Source organism: Paenibacillus agaridevorans (assembly GCF_018604145.1).
GTDB classification, from domain to species: Bacteria; Bacillota; Bacilli; order Paenibacillales; family Paenibacillaceae; genus Pristimantibacillus; species Pristimantibacillus agaridevorans.
The window spans coordinates 34,263-52,290 of record NZ_CP075889.1; the positions used below are offsets into that span (position 1 = coordinate 34,263).

General features: G+C 55.8%; 13 protein-coding genes. All 13 read left to right on the forward strand.

The genetic code is table 11. From position 1 onward, the window contains the following. Nucleotides 1–635 precede the first annotated feature (635 nt). Nucleotides 636–3,215 carry a beta-mannosidase gene (locus KJW29_RS00120; protein WP_214628289.1) on the forward strand — a complete coding sequence of 860 codons (2,580 nt, stop codon included), beginning with the start codon at nucleotides 636–638 and terminating at the stop codon, nucleotides 3,213–3,215. A 220-nt stretch (nucleotides 3,216–3,435) separates the two neighbouring features. Beyond that, nucleotides 3,436–5,217, forward strand: coding sequence for a sensor histidine kinase (locus tag KJW29_RS00125; protein ID WP_214628290.1), 1,782 nt, complete (start codon nucleotides 3,436–3,438; stop codon nucleotides 5,215–5,217). Then, a complete protein-coding gene (locus KJW29_RS00130) occupies nucleotides 5,192–6,544 on the forward strand; it encodes a response regulator (protein ID WP_214628291.1) in 1,353 nt (450 codons plus the stop codon). The genes KJW29_RS00125 and KJW29_RS00130 overlap by 26 nt, the downstream gene beginning before the upstream one ends. A gap of 93 nt (nucleotides 6,545–6,637) precedes the next feature. Further along, on the forward strand, nucleotides 6,638–8,338 hold the full coding sequence (locus KJW29_RS00135; protein ID WP_214628292.1) for an extracellular solute-binding protein: 1,701 nt from the start codon (nucleotides 6,638–6,640) through the stop codon (nucleotides 8,336–8,338). 18 nt (nucleotides 8,339–8,356) lie between these two features. Beyond that, a complete protein-coding gene (locus tag KJW29_RS00140) occupies nucleotides 8,357–9,457 on the forward strand; it encodes a phosphotriesterase family protein (RefSeq protein WP_214628293.1) in 1,101 nt (366 codons plus the stop codon). After that, entirely contained in the window at nucleotides 9,444–10,229 is a 786-nt protein-coding gene (locus KJW29_RS00145; protein ID WP_214628294.1) for an amidohydrolase family protein, read from the forward strand. Before KJW29_RS00140 ends, KJW29_RS00145 begins: the two co-directional genes overlap by 14 nt. After that, a complete protein-coding gene (locus KJW29_RS00150) occupies nucleotides 10,226–11,074 on the forward strand; it encodes an amidohydrolase family protein (protein ID WP_214628295.1) in 849 nt (282 codons plus the stop codon). The genes KJW29_RS00145 and KJW29_RS00150 overlap by 4 nt, the downstream gene beginning before the upstream one ends. Nucleotides 11,075–11,079: 5 nt before the next feature. Next, entirely contained in the window at nucleotides 11,080–12,582 is a 1,503-nt protein-coding gene (locus KJW29_RS00155; protein ID WP_214628296.1) for a hypothetical protein, read from the forward strand. Continuing rightward, entirely contained in the window at nucleotides 12,579–13,802 is a 1,224-nt protein-coding gene (locus tag KJW29_RS00160) for a M24 family metallopeptidase (RefSeq protein WP_214628297.1), read from the forward strand. Before KJW29_RS00155 ends, KJW29_RS00160 begins: the two co-directional genes overlap by 4 nt. 15 nt (nucleotides 13,803–13,817) lie before the next feature. Continuing rightward, nucleotides 13,818–14,195, forward strand: a complete 378-nt coding sequence (locus KJW29_RS00165; RefSeq protein WP_214628298.1) for a sensory rhodopsin transducer — start codon at nucleotides 13,818–13,820, stop codon at nucleotides 14,193–14,195. Further along, nucleotides 14,192–15,094: an ABC transporter permease gene (locus KJW29_RS00170; protein WP_214628299.1), complete on the forward strand. Its 903-nt coding sequence runs from the start codon at nucleotides 14,192–14,194 to the stop codon at nucleotides 15,092–15,094. The genes KJW29_RS00165 and KJW29_RS00170 overlap by 4 nt, the downstream gene beginning before the upstream one ends. Before the next feature lie 16 nt (nucleotides 15,095–15,110). After that, on the forward strand, nucleotides 15,111–15,992 hold the full coding sequence (locus KJW29_RS00175; protein ID WP_214628300.1) for a carbohydrate ABC transporter permease: 882 nt from the start codon (nucleotides 15,111–15,113) through the stop codon (nucleotides 15,990–15,992). Between the two features lie 26 nt (nucleotides 15,993–16,018). After that, the gene (locus KJW29_RS00180; protein ID WP_214628301.1) at nucleotides 16,019–18,028 is read left to right on the forward strand and encodes a hypothetical protein; all 2,010 of its coding nucleotides are present in this window, start codon (nucleotides 16,019–16,021) and stop codon (nucleotides 18,026–18,028) included.

Sequence of the window (18,028 nt, forward strand, 5' to 3'; positions counted from 1 at the left end):
AATGTCTCTTTATTTTCGTTTAGGAAATTATGCAACTGCCAGGCTTGTGAACAAAGGTTGAAAATCTAACAGACACCAGCGACACTATTTGTCCGATTTTTAACCTCAAACAAATCTAACAGACAGGAGGGACACTATTGGGTCGTAACGGAGCCAATATGTGCAATGATGAAGCTGATAAGGTCGCGTATGTCCGTTAGATTTTCGGAAACCTAAAAAATCGAAGAATAACGTCATATATGTCCGTTAGGCTGCGATAAAACTTACCTTTGAAAACTGTCGTTCGGTCATTTATCTTCGAAAGGCTGAAGGTAGAGGTTTTCGCATTTTGTTAGGAGGCCATTCAGGAACAATAGTCTGCGTTAAGTGTAGCACTCAACGCCGGAATATCGCAACCATTAGGAGTGGACGGTCCTAACAAAACCTAACAAAATATCAATTGACCATAAAATTAGGTTTTGTTATCATTTGTTATGAACATGTTGATAGGTAAATGATGCAAGGTCCAGAAAAAGCGATGACAGCATTCATGATTCAGCACAAGCACAAGCACACAGCACAAAGCACAAAGCACAAAGCACAAAGCACACAGCACACAACACACAACACTCAGCATTTAGCAAGGAGAGGATATTATGAATAGAACTGTAACAACAAGCCAAGTAGGGCAAGAGACCGTGCAAACAGCGCTGAAGGATTGGAAGTTCAAGGCTTGCCGGGAATCGGAGTGGCTGCAGGCCGTTGTGCCGGGCTGCGTGCATACCGACCTGCGCCGCAACGGCATGATCGAAGATCCGTTTTATGCGACGAACGAACATGATCTGCAATGGATCGACAAGCTGGACTGGGAATACGAGACGGTTTTCGATCTGACGGAAGACCTGCTGGCGATGTCCGTGCTGGAGCTTGTTTTCGACGGATTGGATACGTATGCGGACGTCACGTTTAACGGCAAGCTGATCTTGTCCGTCAACAATATGTTCCGCTCCTGGCGAGCGGATGTAAAGGGATTGGCGAAGCCGAGCGGCAATCAGCTTCATATCCGCTTCCGCTCGCCGGTGACGGAGGATCTGCCGAAGATCGAGCGTCTGGGCTATAATCTGCCGGCAAGCAATGATCAGTCCGAGCTGGGCGGTCTCGGCGAAGACAAGATTAGCGTATTCGCAAGGAAAGCGCCTTATCATTACGGATGGGACTGGGGCCCCCGCTTTGTCACCAGCGGCATCTGGCGCGAGGTTCGCGTCGTGGGCTGGAACGACGTCCGCGTGAACGACGTGTTCGTAAACCAGGAGCAAATATCGGCGGAAGCCGCCAAGCTGACCGTGGAAGTGGAGCTGGAGAGCGTCCGCGGCGCCGAAGGCAGCATAAAAATTAAAGCTGGAGGCTCGGAATGGAGTCTCGCGGTGAATCTTCAGCCTGGCGTTACTGTCGTGAAGGTTCCCGTGCTCATCGAGGAGCCGAAGCTGTGGTGGAGCAGAGGGCTGGGCGAGGCTCATCTGTACCATTTTCGCGCCACGTTTACGGAAGCGGGATCGGCGGAGCCGATTGCCGAGAAGTCGGTTCGCACGGGCCTGCGATCCGTTCGTTTGGTTCGCGAGAAGGACGAGGCGGGAGGCACGTTTTATTTTGAGCTGAACGGCGTTCCTGTGTTCGCCAAAGGCGCCAATCATATTCCGAACGACAGCTTCCTGACGGAAATCACGGAGGAGCGCTACAGACACGAGATTGTCTCGGCGGCCGAGTCGAACATGAATATGCTCCGCATTTGGGGCGGCGGGATCTATGAGCAGCCCGCCTTCTATGAGCTTTGCGACGAATACGGCATTATGGTATGGCAGGACTTTATGTTCGCGTGCAGCATGTATCCCTGGGATGAACCGTTCCTCGAGAGCGTGGAGCTCGAGGCGCGGGAGAATGTGAAGAAGCTGCGCAACCATCCCTCCATCGTTCTCTGGTGCGGCAACAACGAGATCGATTCCGCATGGGCGGAGTATGACGAGACGGGAGGCTGGGGCTGGAAGAAGAATTATACTTCGGAGCAGCGCGCGAACATCTGGGCGGGCTACGAGAGCATCTTCCACCGCATATTGCCGGAAGCCGTTAACGAACTGGCTCCAGGCGCCGATTATTGGCCGTCCTCGCCAATGATCGATCTGACTGGAGATATTGGCCAACATGCTCACCCGCTGTCTACGGAAGGCGATATCCACTACTGGGGCGTTTGGCATTCTGTGGAGCCGTTCGAAAATTATAACGTCAAGGTCGGCCGCTTTATGAGCGAATACGGCTTCCAGTCGTTCCCGGAATACGACAGCGTGCGGACGTTTGCAGAAGAAGGCGACATGGAGCTGGAATCGAAGGTTATGCTGGCGCATCAGAAAAACGGCAACGGGAACAGGCTCATCAAGGAATATATGGATATCTACATGAACGAGCCCAAGGATTTTCCTTCGTTTCTGTATATGAGCCAGGTGCTTCAAGCCGAGGCGATGAAGACGGCGATCGAGGCCCATCGCAAGCGGATGCCTTACTGCATGGGGACGCTCTACTGGCAGATGAACGATTGCTGGCCGGTCGCCTCATGGGCGGGCATGGACTATTACGGCAAATGGAAGGCGCTGCAGTATTATGCCAAAACAAGCTTCGCCGACACGATTCTGTCGTTCGACCGCTCCGAGGGGGGCGAGCTTCGCGTCTATGCGATCTCGGATTCATTGACTCCGGCGGAAGGCGAGCTGCGTTTGACGTTGCATGCTTTCGACGGCGAGATTCTTGGTCAGGAGACGCTGGCGGCAACGGTCGGAGCCAACACGTCGACGCTTGTATATGCGGCAGACGAAGGGAAGTGGCTTGACGGCCGCGACGCGGGCAGCATCGTTCTCGTCGCGGAGCTTGTCCAGGGCGATAAGCTGCTGAGCTGGAAAACGCATTATTTCGCTTACGCCAAAGGGCTGAAGCTGGGAGCGGCCTCCGTCGTTGTGACGGAGGTAGAAGGCAGCGGAAGGACACGTTTCCTTGTCTCCTCGAACGTGCTGGCGAAGCAGGTGTGGCTGCGCGCCGAGCGGGAGGGCCGCTTCTCCGACAACTTCTTCGACGTCGTGCCGGGCAAGCCGATCGAGGTGGAATTCCAGCATCGCGCGCCGGGTCAGGCATTCAGTGTCCCGGCTGCAGCCGGAGTCGTAACCGCGACTTCGATGATCGACTACTTGGCTTAGAGCAACGTGGATGTAGCAGGCGTCATAAAGAGATGGAGCAGTGCTTGACAGGCACTGTTCCATCTCTTTTTTGTTGCATACCTCAAACTGTGGATAATGGGGATGTGGCTGATTTTGTCGAACGTAGGTTTTAGAGGGCATGCTCCAATCTTTTTCTCTTGGCAACGAAAAATAGAGAAGCTAGTATATAAACAAATGAAAGGGAGGAAGGGACCGTGGGATGATCAAGCGCAGAATCGTGAACATATCCAACATGTCGATATTTTACAAGATTTTAGTTACGTTCCTATGCATTATGACACCATTGTTTGCGCTGGGCCTGCTTGTCAATGAATTGGGTAAATCGGAAGTCAAACGTCAAATCTCAAATTCCATCTCCATGAACACCCACTATTATTTTAAATCGCTGGAAGAAGAGCTGGAGCGGATCATACTTGCCCAGCAGCAATTTATCAATGACGAGGATTTAATCCAGCTTAGCTTCGAAACGCCTGTTCTGACGGAATATCAACGGACGCGAGCGATTAACCAATTGGTTAAAAGGCTGCATGTCCTCAAGGATTCAAGCGGCTACATCCAGGATGTCAGCCTGTATATTAAAGCGATTGACAGCACCCTTATGACCTCCAATCGCTCAACCGGCGATTTGTCCCCAGCCCAGGAAGCAGAGGAAATCGTAGAGGCGACGCGTCTGAGCGGTTCCCCGATGACGTGGTGGAAAGACCGCCTGTATTTGAATTTGCATTTGTCGCCGCTGAGAGCGCTTGCAGCAACCGGACAACAGGCTCATTTCGTGCAGAATATCGAGCTATCCACCGATGCGCTGCGCAAAGCGTTGGCTGCCTTTCCGCAGGAAGGCGCTGCCATATTGGTCAACGAGCATTGGCAAATTCATAACGACCGGTACACCGCGCAGCTCCAGCCGATGCTGGAACAATTGGCCCCGTATATTGCTCAAGAGGATCATTTTACCCGCCCGGTCAAAATCGGCAGCGACACGTATCTCGCGGTCTATGAAAAATCGTATTTCCTGGATACCGCGCTGCTGTTCTATTTTCCGGAAAATATTATTGTCGGACAGCTTAAAAACTACGGCTTATGGTCCTGGCTGCTCATTGGCTGCTCGCTAGTCATCGTTATCCTGTTCTCGTACGGCATCTACTTGCTGATCCACCGCCCGATGCAGCTATTGGTCAAGCGGTTCCGAAGCGTGGAGGAAGGGAATTTGCAGATTGCAGCGCCGCTTCATCGGGGCGATGAGTTCGGGTACCTGTTTAACCGGTTTGATCGGACGGTTCAACGGCTGAGCCAGTTGATCGACGAACTGTACGTCCAGAAAATCCGCCTGCAGCAGTCCGAGCTAAAGCAACTGCAAATGCAGATCGCCCCTCATTTTTTGTACAACAGCTTTTTTACGCTGCAGCATTTGATTCGGAATGATGAGAATGAGGCGGCCCAGCGGGTCGCGCGGAATTTGGGCGATTACTTTCGGTATATTACACGCAACGGCTTGGAGGAGGTCAGTCTGGGCGAGGAGTTCAAGCATGTATGCGCCTATGTGGAAATCCAGAAGATGAGATTTGCCAACCGGATCGCGGTGGAGGCGAACGAATTGCCCCTCTCCTTGCAGACGCTGCCCGTACCGAGACTCATTTTGCAGCCCGTAGTAGAAAACGCTTTTGAGCATGGCTTGGATCATGTGGTGGCAGAGGGCAGGCTCAGCCTGCGTTTTGAGCTTCGCAAGGACCAACTGGCTTTTATCGTCGAAGATAACGGTACGGGAATGGATCAAATCGAATTAGCCGGGCTTGTCCGCAAGCTGACGCTTGGCGAAGAGATGGAGACGACCGGACTGATCAATATCCACCGCAGGCTGAAGTTGAGGTACGGGGAGCGGGGAGGCATTGAAGTGAGTCGCAGCACGCTGGGAGGACTGCGCGTAGAGCTCTTTATTCCAATCGAAGGGGAGAATGACGATGTATCGAGTGCTGATCATAGATGACGAGCCGATGATAGTCGAAAGTCTGGAGCAGACGCTGCGGGAGGAGAAGCAGTGGGAGCTAACGATTTATCAGGCGTTTAATGTGTACGATGCGCTGGATTGCATGGGGCAGAACCGGGTGGATATCGTCTTGTCCGATATCCGAATGCCAGGCATGAACGGCATCGAGCTGCATCAGCGCATTAAGTCGAGCTGGCCGCGCTGCCGGTTTATCTTTGTGACGGGATACAACGAATTCCACTATGCCCGAGATGCCATTCGTACAGGCGGGGTGGTCGATTATGTGCTTAAGAACGAGGACAGCGGCGTTATCGTGGAGGCCGTCCGGAAGGCGATTGCCGAACTGGATGAGCTGGAGGACAGGAGCAGCTACTTGCATCATGTGCAGGGCAAGCTCCATGTCGCGCTCGCCGCACTGCGCAAAGATACGATGTTCGAGCTGATGCGAAGCTTGCCCGCCGATCCGGTCGTCGTCAAGGGCAAGCTCGAAGCGGCGGAAATCGGCTTGACGCCATCGGAGCCGCTGCTTGTGGCCATCGGGAGGCTGGATCCCCTCGATGCCGACTGGAGCGAAGCGGACTGGGAATTGCTGATGTTTGCGTGCCAAAATATTGCGGAGGAATATTTGGATCCCACGATCGTTCATGCAACCGTGCAATACGGTCGCCATCAATTTATTTGGTTTATGCAGTCCAAAGGGGAGGCGGATTCGCATGCGTGGAAGCATCTTGCCTCGCGGGCGTACGACATCATGGAGGCCGTGCAGGAGACATGCAGGAGACTGCTCAAGCTGCCGTTGTCTGCAGCGTTGGGACGGGAGCCGGTAGCATGGGAGCGGCTCGGCAGCCAGTTCGAGCATTTGGCCGCGCTGCTGGATGAGCATTCGCATGGCGAGCAGGAGTGGCTGATTCAGGATTCCGAGCAACTGGCCAGTCGAAGATCGATTTCAGTGGATGTCGGCGCAGAGACAAACGGGCAGGAGGAGCGACTGATCCTGGTTCTGCACCGGTATATCCAAAGCAATTTGGGCGGCGACCTGTCTCTGGTCAGGCTTGCGGAGCAGGTTCACCACAGCCCCAGCTATTTGTCCAGACAATATAAACGGATTACCGGCACGATGCTGTCGGATTACATTACGGAGGAGCGCATGAGGCTGGCCCAACGGCTGCTGGCTTCATCGACGATGAAAATTCAGGAAATTGCCTCTCAAGCCGGTTATGAAGCCGCGCCGCAATTCAACCGGTCGTTTAAGAAATGGTGCCAGATGACGCCTCAGGGGTACCGCGATCGACACTTCGCATTCGGCAATGATCAAACTACGCAATAGATGCTAAGAAAAACAACAATGGCAAATAGCGGGCGGAAACCCGATCCCTTAAGCTAGATATGAAAGCAAATACGACTTTTGGGGGAATGCACGATGAAAGCCAAAAAAGCCAAGCTGGTAGCAATCTGCGTGTTGTCGCTGCTGCTCGTGATCGTCTCGGCTTGCTCAAATTCCGGCAGCCCGAGCAACGGCAGCCCGAACAACGGCAATAGCGGTGCCGTAAAAAACGGCGATACCGGCACAGACACCGGCAACAAAGATGACGGGGAAGTCATCGACCCGATGGGCAAAATAGATCCGCCGGTCGAAATAACGGCGATTCGCCCGCTGGACTCCACGACCAAATTCGCCGAAGGCGAATCCATTGAAAACAATGCCTGGAACCGGCTGTATGAACAGGAATTCGGCATCAAGCTTAAATATTTATGGGTCGCGGATACGAGCCAATACGATCAGAAATTTAATGTGGCCATGGTATCCGGCAAGCTGGCGGACATTATGCCGGTCAACGCCATTCAGTTCCAGCAGTTGGTCGATGCGGATCAGCTCGAGGATTTGAGCGAAGCGTTGGAAAAGTACGGCACGGAGAAATCGAAGCTGCTGCTGGAGAAAGACGGCGGCGTGGGACTCGACTCCGCCACCTTTGGCGGCAAGCTGCTCGGTCTGCCGCTGGCAAGCAGCTATACGGACAATGCCCCGCTGCTGTGGGTGCGCACCGACTGGCTGGAGAAGCTGGGATTGCCCGAGCCGAAGACGATGGACGACGTGCTCGCGATTGCCGACGCTTTTGTCAATCAGGATCCCGACGACAACGGACAGAAGGATACGTACGGACTGGGCGTCGAGAAACTGTTTTACGGCGCGGTGCCGGGGCTGCAAGGATTTTTTAACAGCTACCACGCTTATCCGGAAATTTGGGTCAAGGACGACGAAGGCAAGCTCGTCTACGGAAGCATCCAGCCGGAGATGAAAGAAGCGCTCTCCAAGCTGCAGCAGATGTATAAAGACGGCTTGATCGATCGCGAGTTCGGAGTCAAGGATGCGGAGAAAATTTTTCAGGCCGTCAACTCGGGCAAGATGGGCATGTTCTACGGCTTGATGTATGCGCCGCTGTTGTTCCAGGATGGCAAAACCAATGATCCGAACATGGACTGGAAGGCATTCCCGCTGCCGTCCATTGACGGAGAGGTTGCCAAGCCGCAAACGCCATTTACCGTAGGGCGTTATTACGTGGTCCGCAAAGGCGTCAAAAACCCGGAAGCGGCCGTGAAGATGCTTAATGCTTTCCATTATGGCTGGGAGGACAAATATCCGCCGACCGAAATTACGCAAGACGGGGATATCGAGAAATGGCATTATGCGCTTGTCACCGGCTCCAATCCGACGCAAAACCTGGATATGTACGTCAAAGTAACCGAAGGGCTGGAGAAAAACGATACGTCGGGCTTCGATGCGCCAGGGCAGAACGTATTCTACGACAGCATAGTCAAGTTCAGGGAAGGCGATATGAGCGGCTGGGGCTACACCCGCGTGTACGACGCCCAGAAGCTGCTATATGAATACAACCAGAACAACGGCTACCAGATGACCGAATATATTGCCGGTCCAACGCCAACGATGGTCGAGAAGGATTCGACCCTGAAAAAAATGGAGCTGGAGACGTTTACCAAAATCGTTATGGGCGAAGCTTCAATTGACGAATTCGACGACTTTGTAAGCGATTGGAAAAAGCTGGGCGGCGACGTCATTACCGAAGAAGTAGCGGCATGGCAGAAGAGCAAAAACGGAAATTGACGAAGGGGGGCGGCTGGCATGGCTGTCAGGACAGTGACTGGAGAAATATCGGCAGACCGCCTCGGCATTGTATTGCCGCATGAGCATGCCTTTATCGATTTGCGCAAGCTGGTTCCCGAGCCGCAGTCCATCTCCGGCAGGGTACTGGCGCAAGAGAAGGTTCATATGGGCAACCTGGGCGTGCTGCAGCGGAATCCCTATGCCGTACTGGACAATGCGTTGATCGAGGACGAGAACGTCATCAAGCAAGAATTGCTTGCCTTCAAAAAGGCGGGCGGCAGTACGATCGTGGATCTGACGCTGCGCGATATCGGGCGCGATCCCATCCTGCTGACGGGGCTGTCCCGGGAGCTTGGCCTGAACATCGTCGCCGGCTGCGGCTACTATATCCAGGCTTCGCATCCGCCGGACATGGAGGAGCGGACGGTTGAAGGCATAGCCGAAGAAATGGTAGCGGAAATACGCTTCGGCATGGACGGCACGGCGGTAAAGGCCGGCGTCATCGGAGAGATCGGCACAAGCGCCGTTATTCATCCCGATGAACGCAAGGCGTTGCTGGCGGCGGCCCTGGCCCAGCAGGAGACCGGACTCGGCGTTCACGTTCATACCGATCTGTGGGCGAGGCAAGGGCTGGAGGTGATGCGGATCTTGACGGGCGAGGGCGTGCCCCCGGACAAAATCTGCATCAATCATGTCGATGTCGATATCCATTTGGATTATTTGCGGGCGCTGCTCCATGCCGGAGCCATTATTGAATTCGACAACTTCGGCAAGGAATTTTATGCGGACCGCCGCCATCGGAGCGTGCTGAAGGGGCTGTTCGCCCGCGATATCGACCGGGTGCGGACGATCAAGCTGTTGATCGACGAGGGGTTCGCGCATCAGATCATGATTTCTACCGACGTCTGCCTAAAGACGGCGCTGCGGCATTACGGAGGCTGGGGCTTCGATCATATGCTGACGAACATTGTGCCGATGCTGGAGGATGAAGGCGTTACGGCCGACGAAATCGAGATGCTGATGCGCGTCAATCCGGCGCGTTTCCTGGACGACGGGCGTCCGCCGCAGTCGCCGGCGGCATCGGAGTCCGCGGAGGAGGCACGCGATGCGATTCATTGACGCCAGCTGTGCCATCGGGTATCGAACGGTCAATTACGAGATCGTTAACCATGAGCATTTCTATGTGCAGGAGCGGGTAAAGCAGGCCCGAGACGGCAGGGAGTTGATCGAGGAGCTCGATTTTTGCGGCATCAGCCAGGCTGTCATTAGCCATAACGCCATGATCGATGTCGATCCCGGCTACGGCAACAAGCTGGCGGCAGAGGAAGCGGCCGGGTCGGGCGGCCGGCTGCTGCCCTCGTGGGCGATCGCTCCGCCGGTGACCGAGCCGGAATATGCGCCGACGGCGCTATTCCCGGCGATGCAGGCGGCCGGCGTGAAGCTGCTGCGGGCCTACCCGGCCCGCAATCGCTACATGCTCGGGCGCGTGGCGATGGAGCCGCTGCTCGGCGAAATCGCGTCGCTGCGCATCCCGCTTTATTTGTCGCCGAGCGAAGGGTGGGAACCGATCTATCAGGTCTTGCAGGAATATCCCGATCTTACAGTAATCTTAACCAATTACGGATTGTGGAGCCACGCGAGGTTGACCTTTCCGCTGCTCCGGGCGTACCCGAACTTCTACATCGAAACCGGAGATATGCAGACTGCGGGCGAAATACGGGAAATCTGCCGGCTGTTCGGCCCGGAGAGGCTGCTCTTCGGCTCGGGCTTTCCGAGCAACGCCATCGGCGGACCCTTGGCGGCGCTCCGCGGGAGCGGTATCTCGGAGGAGGCGATGAGCGCGATCGCTAGCCGCAATCTATTGCGCCTATTAGGGGAGGTGGCCCTATGAGCAGGACCGGCATAGCCGAGATGGCGAATCGTTCCCGGCTTGCACGGGAATTTATGGAGCTTGGCCGGCTGGAAAGCTTGCCGATTATCGACATTCATACGCATATGGGGCCGTTCTACGGCACTTATTTGCCGGAGGCGCCGCTGCCGCGCATGCTGGCCGAAATGGAGCGGGAAAATATCGCCTGGATCGTATCGGCGCCGCATAGCGCGTTGTTCGATCCCATCGCGGGCAATCGGGAGATTGTCGCGGCGATGGCGGATCATCCCAAGAAAATTTACGGTTACTATACTGTAAATCCTCACTACTCGGATCGTATTCATGAGGATTTGGCGGAATATGACGCAATCGACAACTACGTCGGATTTAAGCTGCTGCCGGACTATCATAAGTATCCGCTTACAGGCGATAGATTTACGCCGATCTATGAATTTGCTAATGAGCGCGGGCTGCTGCTGCTCTCCCATACATGGGGGCACAGCCGCTACAATCCGCCGGGGATGATCGCCGAGCTGGCCGTCAAATATCCCAATATTCGTTTCCTGATGGGACATTCCGCTCCGGGCGAAACGGATTACGCGATCGAAGCGGCGGCCTCTCTGCCCAATGTCTATCTGGAGCTGTGCGATACCGGGCGCTTGAACGGACTGATCGCCAAGATGGTTCGGGAAGCGTCGTCCGAGAAGGTCGTTTTCGGGACGGACTTTCCCTGGTACGATCCGCATTACATGCTGGGCAGCGTGCTGTTCTCCGGCATCGACGATCGCGAGATAAGCAATATCGTACATCACAACGCGGCAGCTCTGGTCGGCGGAGTGCTGCAGCGAAAAGCAAAGCGAGGATGAATGGAATGACCCAATTAATCGAATCGTTCGAAACGGCAAAAGGGAATGTGTTTGGCGATTTGCTGTCCAAGCGGGAGCAAGGCGGCAAGCTGAAAATCGGATTGGTTACCGTCGCTTTCTTTGAGTATTGGCGGATGTTCTCCCCGGAGATGAAAGGCAACGTCACCGGAGACATGACGCATCTGCATGATCAATTGCGGCAGCGTCTCCCGTTCTGCGAGATCGTCTGGCCTGGGCTGATCGACACGCTGGACGCGGCCGAGCAAGCCGGCCTTGAGCTGGCGGAGCGGCAGGTCGACCTGATCATTTACGCGGCGGGCACGTATTGTCCGGATTACATGGCGATCCAGCTACTGGAGCATGTGCGGCAGGCGCCGGTGCTGATGTTTAATACGCAACGCGACAACCGCATCAATCTCAAAACGAATTATGAAAACATTATTCGCAACAGCGCCTTGATTGCCAATATGCAGCTCGCGGCTTCCTTTCGCAAGATGGGCTGGTACAAGGACTTGCACGTCGTGGTCGGTTCGCTGGACGATGAAGCCGCGTATGAGGAAATAGCCTGTTATGCCCGCGCCCTCAAGGCTTACAAGGAGCTGAAACGCGTGAACCTGGGCGTTATCGGCCATGTATTCCGCGGCATGTACGACTTCGAATATGACAAGACGATGGTGAAAGGCACGCTCGGTCCCAATCTGATCGCCGTCCAATTAAGCCACTTGCTGGAGCAATACGAGCAGGCGGGAGACAAGGAAACGGAAGAAGCGGTCGCCGCCGCCCGGCAGCAATTCCATATCGTCGGCGTGGGACAGGACGATATGGACAAGTCGGCGCGGATGTACGTAGCGCTTCGCCATACGCTGGAGCGTTTCCGGCTCGACGGCTTGACGCTGCTCGGCCAGCATTACGTGGAGCAGAAGACGGGAACGACCTCTTATTTGGCCCATACCTTGCTTCATGAGGAAGCGCAATACGTGACGAACACGGAAGGCGACGTGCACGGGCTTATCATCATGAAGCTGATGCATCTGCTGACGGGCAAAGTGCCCGCTTATGCGGAATGGGGCGAGTTTGACGAGGAGCTGAACGCGCTGCTCATGGTCCATCATGGCTTCGCCGATCCCTCGTACGCCGCCGACCGCGGCAGCGTGCAGGTTAACCGGTCGCCGGAGCAATGGGGGCTGGAAGGGGCCGGCTTCGGCTTCGAATATACGCTGAAGCCGGGCGTCGTGACGGTCAGCCATCTGATCAACGATGCGGAAGGCTACAAAATGCTGATTATGCGGGGAGAGGCGCTGCACATCCCCGAAAATATCCCGTGCGAGGAAATTACGGCCGTCGTCAAGTTCGAACAGCCCATCAGGCTTTTGCTGCGGCGGCTCATCAAGGAAGGTTTCGCGCATCACTGCATTATCGGATACGGCGATCTGACCGCCGAGCTTGCGCATGTAGCCGACTTTATGGGCATTCGCAAAATGGTGTACGAAGGGAGCGGGGAAGCATGAGCAACGAAGCACGGACAGAGGGCAGCGCATCCATCCCGGCGGCGGAATTCCGCGAGCGGGCGGAGCGGCTGCAGGCGTTGATGCAAGCGCGGGGGATGCAAGCATGTCTTGTCTACGGAGACGAATACCGCAAGGAAAACCTGCGTTATATAAGCAACTATTGGCCGCTGTTCGAACGCGGAGCGGCGGTGGTGCCGTCGACCGGCGAACCGATTATTATCGCGGCTCCGGAAGGGGAGCAGCTGTGCAGGGAAATGGCGGCTTGGCGCGATATCAGGCTGCTGCAGGAGTTTACATGCGTCACGGTGCCCGACACGATCGAATATCCCAGGGCCGATTATGTCAGTCTTGGAGCCATATTCGCGGAGCTTCGCGGGGCGGGGCCGCTTGAGCGCATCGGCATTGCCGGGCTGCAGGACATCCCGGAGCCGCTTATGGCGATCATCCGGGCGGCCGCGGGAGACGCGGAGCTGGCGGATGCCGGCGGGCTGCTCTATGAGCTGCGAATGACCAAATCCGCGCGCGAGATCGCTTGCCTGCAGGAAGCGGCGCGCATCGCTGACGCGGGCTACCGTCGGATGATCCGCGAGGTGCGGCCCGGCATGACGGAGCTCGAGCTGGCGGCGCTGGCCTATGGGGAATGCACGAAGGAAGGCGCGGAGTTTATGCCGTTTATCGTGCTTGCCACCGGGGCGCGAGTCGATACCATCATCGGCCGTCCAACCCGCAAGGTCATTGCGGACGGAGACATGGTGATGGCGGCAATCGCCGTGCAGTACGAAGGTTATGTCGCCACCGTTGGATTCCCGTTTGTGGCCGGGACGATGTCGGAAGGGCAGCGGCGGTTTATCGACATCCTGGTGGAGGCGGAAGAAGGGGCGCTGAACGAGTTAAAGCCGGGCGTTCCAATGGGACAACTGGTTCGCGCGGTGAAGGAAAGGTTTGCCCGGCATGGCGTAACCGAATACGACCTGTATCCCCCGATGCATGGCTGCGGGCTGGCGGAAGCGGAGTCGCCGTACCCCGACGAGCACAGCGAAGCGCGGTTTGCCGCGGGCATGACGGTCAATACGGATGTTAGCTTGTTCGGGCACCCGCATGGCTCGAACCGGATCGAAGAGAGCTTGCTCGTTACGGACGAGGGATATTGGTCGATGTCCGGGCTGGTGCGGCAGCTGAGCAAAACCTGGCGTGAAGAAGGCGTCATTGAAGCGAGATAGAAAGGAGATCGTAACATGGAGAAGCAAGGGAAGCGCAACTGGTATGTAATCGACGGCTATCTCCCCTATAAAGGCAAAGTGATGGACCAACCTTTCGAAGGCCATGAAGCCATTATGATTCTGAACTGTCACGACGAAGACGCCGATATCGCCATGGATATTTACTATGAGGATCGCGAGCCCGATCTGGACATCCCGCTCACTGTAGCGGCGCGGCGGGTCAAGTGCTTCCGCATGGACCGTCCGGAGGATATCGGAGGCATCGCGCTGGAGCGGCAGTGCCAATATTCCTTGCGTTTCCGCAGCAATATCGAAGTCGTGCTGCAATACGGCCGCATGGATATTGCCCAGCCCAATCTGGCGTATATCGGACTGATGGGTTACGGCGAATGAACAAAAAAGCCAAAACCAAACGGGAATTGCCCCTGCATTTTATGCTGCTGCCGGGCGCGCTGCTGCTGATCGTATACAGTTATATCCCGATGACGGGCGTCGTCATCGCATTCCAGAAATTCGTTCCGATTAACGGATTGTTCGGCTCCAAGTGGATCGGCCTGGACAATTTCCGCTACGTGCTGCAGATGCCGGACATCTGGCAAGTGCTGTGGAACACCGTTTTTATTGCCAGCATGAAAATAATCGTGGGCCAAATCGTGCCCATTGCCATTGCTTTGTTGTTAAACGAAATGAGGAACGCCCTGATCAAGCGCGGGGTACAAACGTTGATTTATTTGCCGCACTTTCTGTCTTGGGTCATTTTGGGGGCTATTCTCGTCGATATTTTGTCGCCTTCCCAAGGGATCGTCAATCAGGTGCTGGGAGCCGTCGGGCTGGAACCGGTCTATTTTCTGGGCAGCAACAGCTGGTTTCCCGGCGTGCTGATTGCTTCCGAGGTGTGGAAGGAGTTTGGCTTCAGCACCATCGTCTACCTGGCGGCCATCACCGGCATCAATCCGGCTTTGTACGAAGCGGCGATCGTCGACGGGGCCAGCCATACGCGGCAAGTGTGGCATATTACGCTGCCGGGGATGGTCCCCATCATCATCCTGCTGGCGACATTAAGTCTCGGCAACGTGCTTAACGCGGGTTTCGATCAGGTGTTTAACCTGTACAGCCCAAGCGTTTACCAAAGCGGCGATATTCTCGATACGTTGATTTATCGCATCGGCCTGGTGGATGCCCAGTTCGGCGTGGCGACCGCCATCGGTTTTTTCAAATCCTGCGTATCGCTTGTGCTGATTTCGATTTCGTATTATTTGGCTTACCGGCTAGCTAACTACCGCATTTTCTGAGGAAGGGGGAAAGGTTATGCATGTCCAATCTCTAGGCAGAAAAATATTCGTTTTTTGCAACTATGCGTTTCTTATTCTACTGTCGCTGTTATGCCTGTTTCCCCTGATTCAGGTATTGGCCATTTCGTTCAGTTCCAGCCCGGCGGCATCCGCCGGACTGGTCAAATTCTGGCCGGTGGACTTCACGATGGCCTCCTACAAGTACATTCTGGGAAAACGGGAGTTCATTCAATCCTTCGGCATTACCATGCAGCGCATCGCCATCGGCTATACGATCAACATGTTGATTTCGTTATTATGCGCTTACCCGCTTGCCAAGGAACGTCACGATTTTCGCCTGCGCACGGTATACGCCTGGTTTTTTATTTTCACCATCCTGTTCAGCGGCGGCCTCATTCCGGTTTATCTGATCGTCTCGAATACCGGACTGCTGGATTCGATCTGGGCGCTCGTGCTGCCGGGAGCCGTGCCGGTATTCAATGTCATCCTGCTTCTTAATTTTTTCCGCGGTTTGCCGAGGGAGATCGAGGAGTCGGCGTTTATGGACGGGGCGGGTCACTGGACGGTGCTGTGGCGGATGTTTGTCCCCATGTCGATGCCGGTACTCGCGACCATCACCTTGTTTACGCTGGTGGGGCACTGGAACTCTTGGTTTGACGGGTTGATCTATATGAATTTCCCGGATCGTTATCCGCTGTCCACCTATTTGCAATTAATGGTCATCAACAGCAATCCCATGAAGATGGACCCCACCAATTTAAGCGGCATTATCCAAATATCCGAACGCACGACCCGTGCGGCCCAGATCTTTTTGGGCGCGCTGCCGATCTTGCTCGTGTACCCGTTTCTGCAACGTTTTTTCGTAAAGGGAATTGTACTCGGCAGTGTCAAAGGATAAGGATTTCCCAGTGACGGAGGAGAGCTATGAAAACGCAGCCTTACGAGAGATGGATCTGGATCGAGCTGATCGGTTTCGACCATCAGGCGCCCGACTTCGGGGTGGCCGATTATTTGAAAAACGCGGGTTTTGTGCCCGAAGCCGTATCGCTATTGCTGTTTACCCCCGATTTCCTTCACGGTCATGAGGGGATGGAGCGGGAGTGGGAGCTGCCGATCGAGGCATGCTCCTATGCCGCCAGGCCTTACGGCAAGGAGCGCAATCGCCAGCCGTGGACGAACTGGCAGCTGCGCGGCTTGGTCGAACAGCTGCGGAGCCATGGCATCGCCGTCTACTGCAGCTTCTTCAACCTGTTCCTGTACCGGGACAATGGCAAGCAGGCGGCGAGCCGATGGTGCTCGGCCCACCCGGAGCTGTACGAAATGCGCGGCTCGGGCGAGGCTTTCCCGGTCATAAATCCGCTTAAACGGCTCCAGGACGGAACGTTATATGAAGATTTGTTTGTCGCCGATCTGGCGCGCGTCATTGCCGATTTCGGCTTTGACGGCCTGCATGGGGGGGATGGCTATACGAGCCCGCGACTCAGTCTCGCAGATGCCGATTATTCTGACGATATGGTGGGGCAATTTCTCGCCGAAAGCGGCGTGGCGCTTGAGTCTGGGCTCGAGCCGAACTGCGATGGCGATGCGGCTGCGATGCAGCGGCGTGCGGACTGGATCTGGAAGCGGCAGCGAATGGAATGGATCGGGTTTTATGCCCGACGCTGGGCCGGGTTCTGGCGCAAGACGATGGCGGAGCTGCGGCGGATGGGCAAAACCGGCTACCTGAATACGGCTTGGACACGCGAGCCGTTCGAGGCTTTGTATCGCTACGGAGTCGATTACAGGCTGCTGGCGGAAGCCGGGATAGACGGCTTTATCGTGGAATCCGGAGCGGCGGGACTGTCGGCCGGCGCGGATGGCATCGAATATGAGCCAAGCACGGAGTTTATGGCTACCTTGCTCGCGCTGAAGGCGTATGTTCCCGATACGGGGCTGATTTGCCTGAACGGCATTCAAGATACGACGGAGCAATGGGACGTGCTCAGCCATGCCCCGACCTTGATCGAACGGGATATTTATACGTTGGCCAACGTCTATCTGCACGAGCCGGATGGGCTGCGCCGCTGCGCGGACGGCTTCCTGGCCTGCCTGGGCGACGGCATCGAGGCGCGCAACTGGGCCTGGATCAACGGACGTTGGCAATCTGCTTTCGCCGGCGTGCCGCGGCAGGTCGCGGGAGCTACCTTTGTTTGGAGCGATGCGGCCTTGTATCCGTCATTGGCGCAATATTCGGACAATAGGCAATGGCCGGCGCACAAGTTTCTGCAAAGCCTGATTGAGCAAGGAGCGTCGATGGGCGCCATTGCGCGAGCCGAACAACTGGAGGGGATCACAGGGAATATCTGCATGGCCGATTTGCATCTGTGGCCCGATGAACAGCTTGATCAGGCATTGTCTTATACGGCGGGCGGGGCTTTGCTCATTGCCAAGCTGGATGATCGGATGCAGTCGGCCTTGCGCCGGCATGGCATGGAAATGAAGGGCAGACGGAACGAGTGGTTCGCGATTGTCCGGGAAACCGGGGGACGCATCGTCAAAGCGATTTCCGGCGAACTTGCCGCGGAACTGGCCGACGATGAGACGGATGACAAGCTGAGCTGGATCCAGCCGTTGGCTTATGCGCCGCTTCCCGCTGATTTCGTCGGCGATTGCGTACAAGCGCTGGTCAAGCTTGCCCATGCGCCAGCGGTGACCCGTTTCGCGGAGACGGCGCCGCTTGCGGGATTTCAGCTGGACAACGGGCATTACCGTCTATTCATCCGAAATTTGAATACCAAATATCGGGCGGTGCAAGTCGAGGCGGCGCAGCCGATCGGCAAGCTCGAAGTTATAACCGATTTTCCCGGCGTGCCGCTGTTTCCCGAAGGCAACCGATTTACGACGCAAGTGCCGGGCAGGGGCATTACGGTCATCGATCTGTTTACCAATCCATAA

Coding starts and splice junctions, on each gene's coding strand:
- KJW29_RS00150 (WP_214628295.1), top strand. CDS start 10,226: ATGAGCAGGACCGGCATAGCCGAGATGGCGAATCGTTCCCGGCTTGCA.
- KJW29_RS00165 (WP_214628298.1), top strand. CDS start 13,818: ATGGAGAAGCAAGGGAAGCGCAACTGGTATGTAATCGACGGCTATCTC.
- KJW29_RS00140 (WP_214628293.1), top strand. CDS start 8,357: ATGGCTGTCAGGACAGTGACTGGAGAAATATCGGCAGACCGCCTCGGC.
- KJW29_RS00155 (WP_214628296.1), top strand. CDS start 11,080: ATGACCCAATTAATCGAATCGTTCGAAACGGCAAAAGGGAATGTGTTT.
- KJW29_RS00130 (WP_214628291.1), top strand. CDS start 5,192: ATGTATCGAGTGCTGATCATAGATGACGAGCCGATGATAGTCGAAAGT.
- KJW29_RS00125 (WP_214628290.1), top strand. CDS start 3,436: ATGATCAAGCGCAGAATCGTGAACATATCCAACATGTCGATATTTTAC.
- KJW29_RS00170 (WP_214628299.1), top strand. CDS start 14,192: ATGAACAAAAAAGCCAAAACCAAACGGGAATTGCCCCTGCATTTTATG.
- KJW29_RS00160 (WP_214628297.1), top strand. CDS start 12,579: ATGAGCAACGAAGCACGGACAGAGGGCAGCGCATCCATCCCGGCGGCG.
- KJW29_RS00175 (WP_214628300.1), top strand. CDS start 15,111: ATGCATGTCCAATCTCTAGGCAGAAAAATATTCGTTTTTTGCAACTAT.
- KJW29_RS00120 (WP_214628289.1), top strand. CDS start 636: ATGAATAGAACTGTAACAACAAGCCAAGTAGGGCAAGAGACCGTGCAA.
- KJW29_RS00145 (WP_214628294.1), top strand. CDS start 9,444: ATGCGATTCATTGACGCCAGCTGTGCCATCGGGTATCGAACGGTCAAT.
- KJW29_RS00180 (WP_214628301.1), top strand. CDS start 16,019: ATGAAAACGCAGCCTTACGAGAGATGGATCTGGATCGAGCTGATCGGT.
- KJW29_RS00135 (WP_214628292.1), top strand. CDS start 6,638: ATGAAAGCCAAAAAAGCCAAGCTGGTAGCAATCTGCGTGTTGTCGCTG.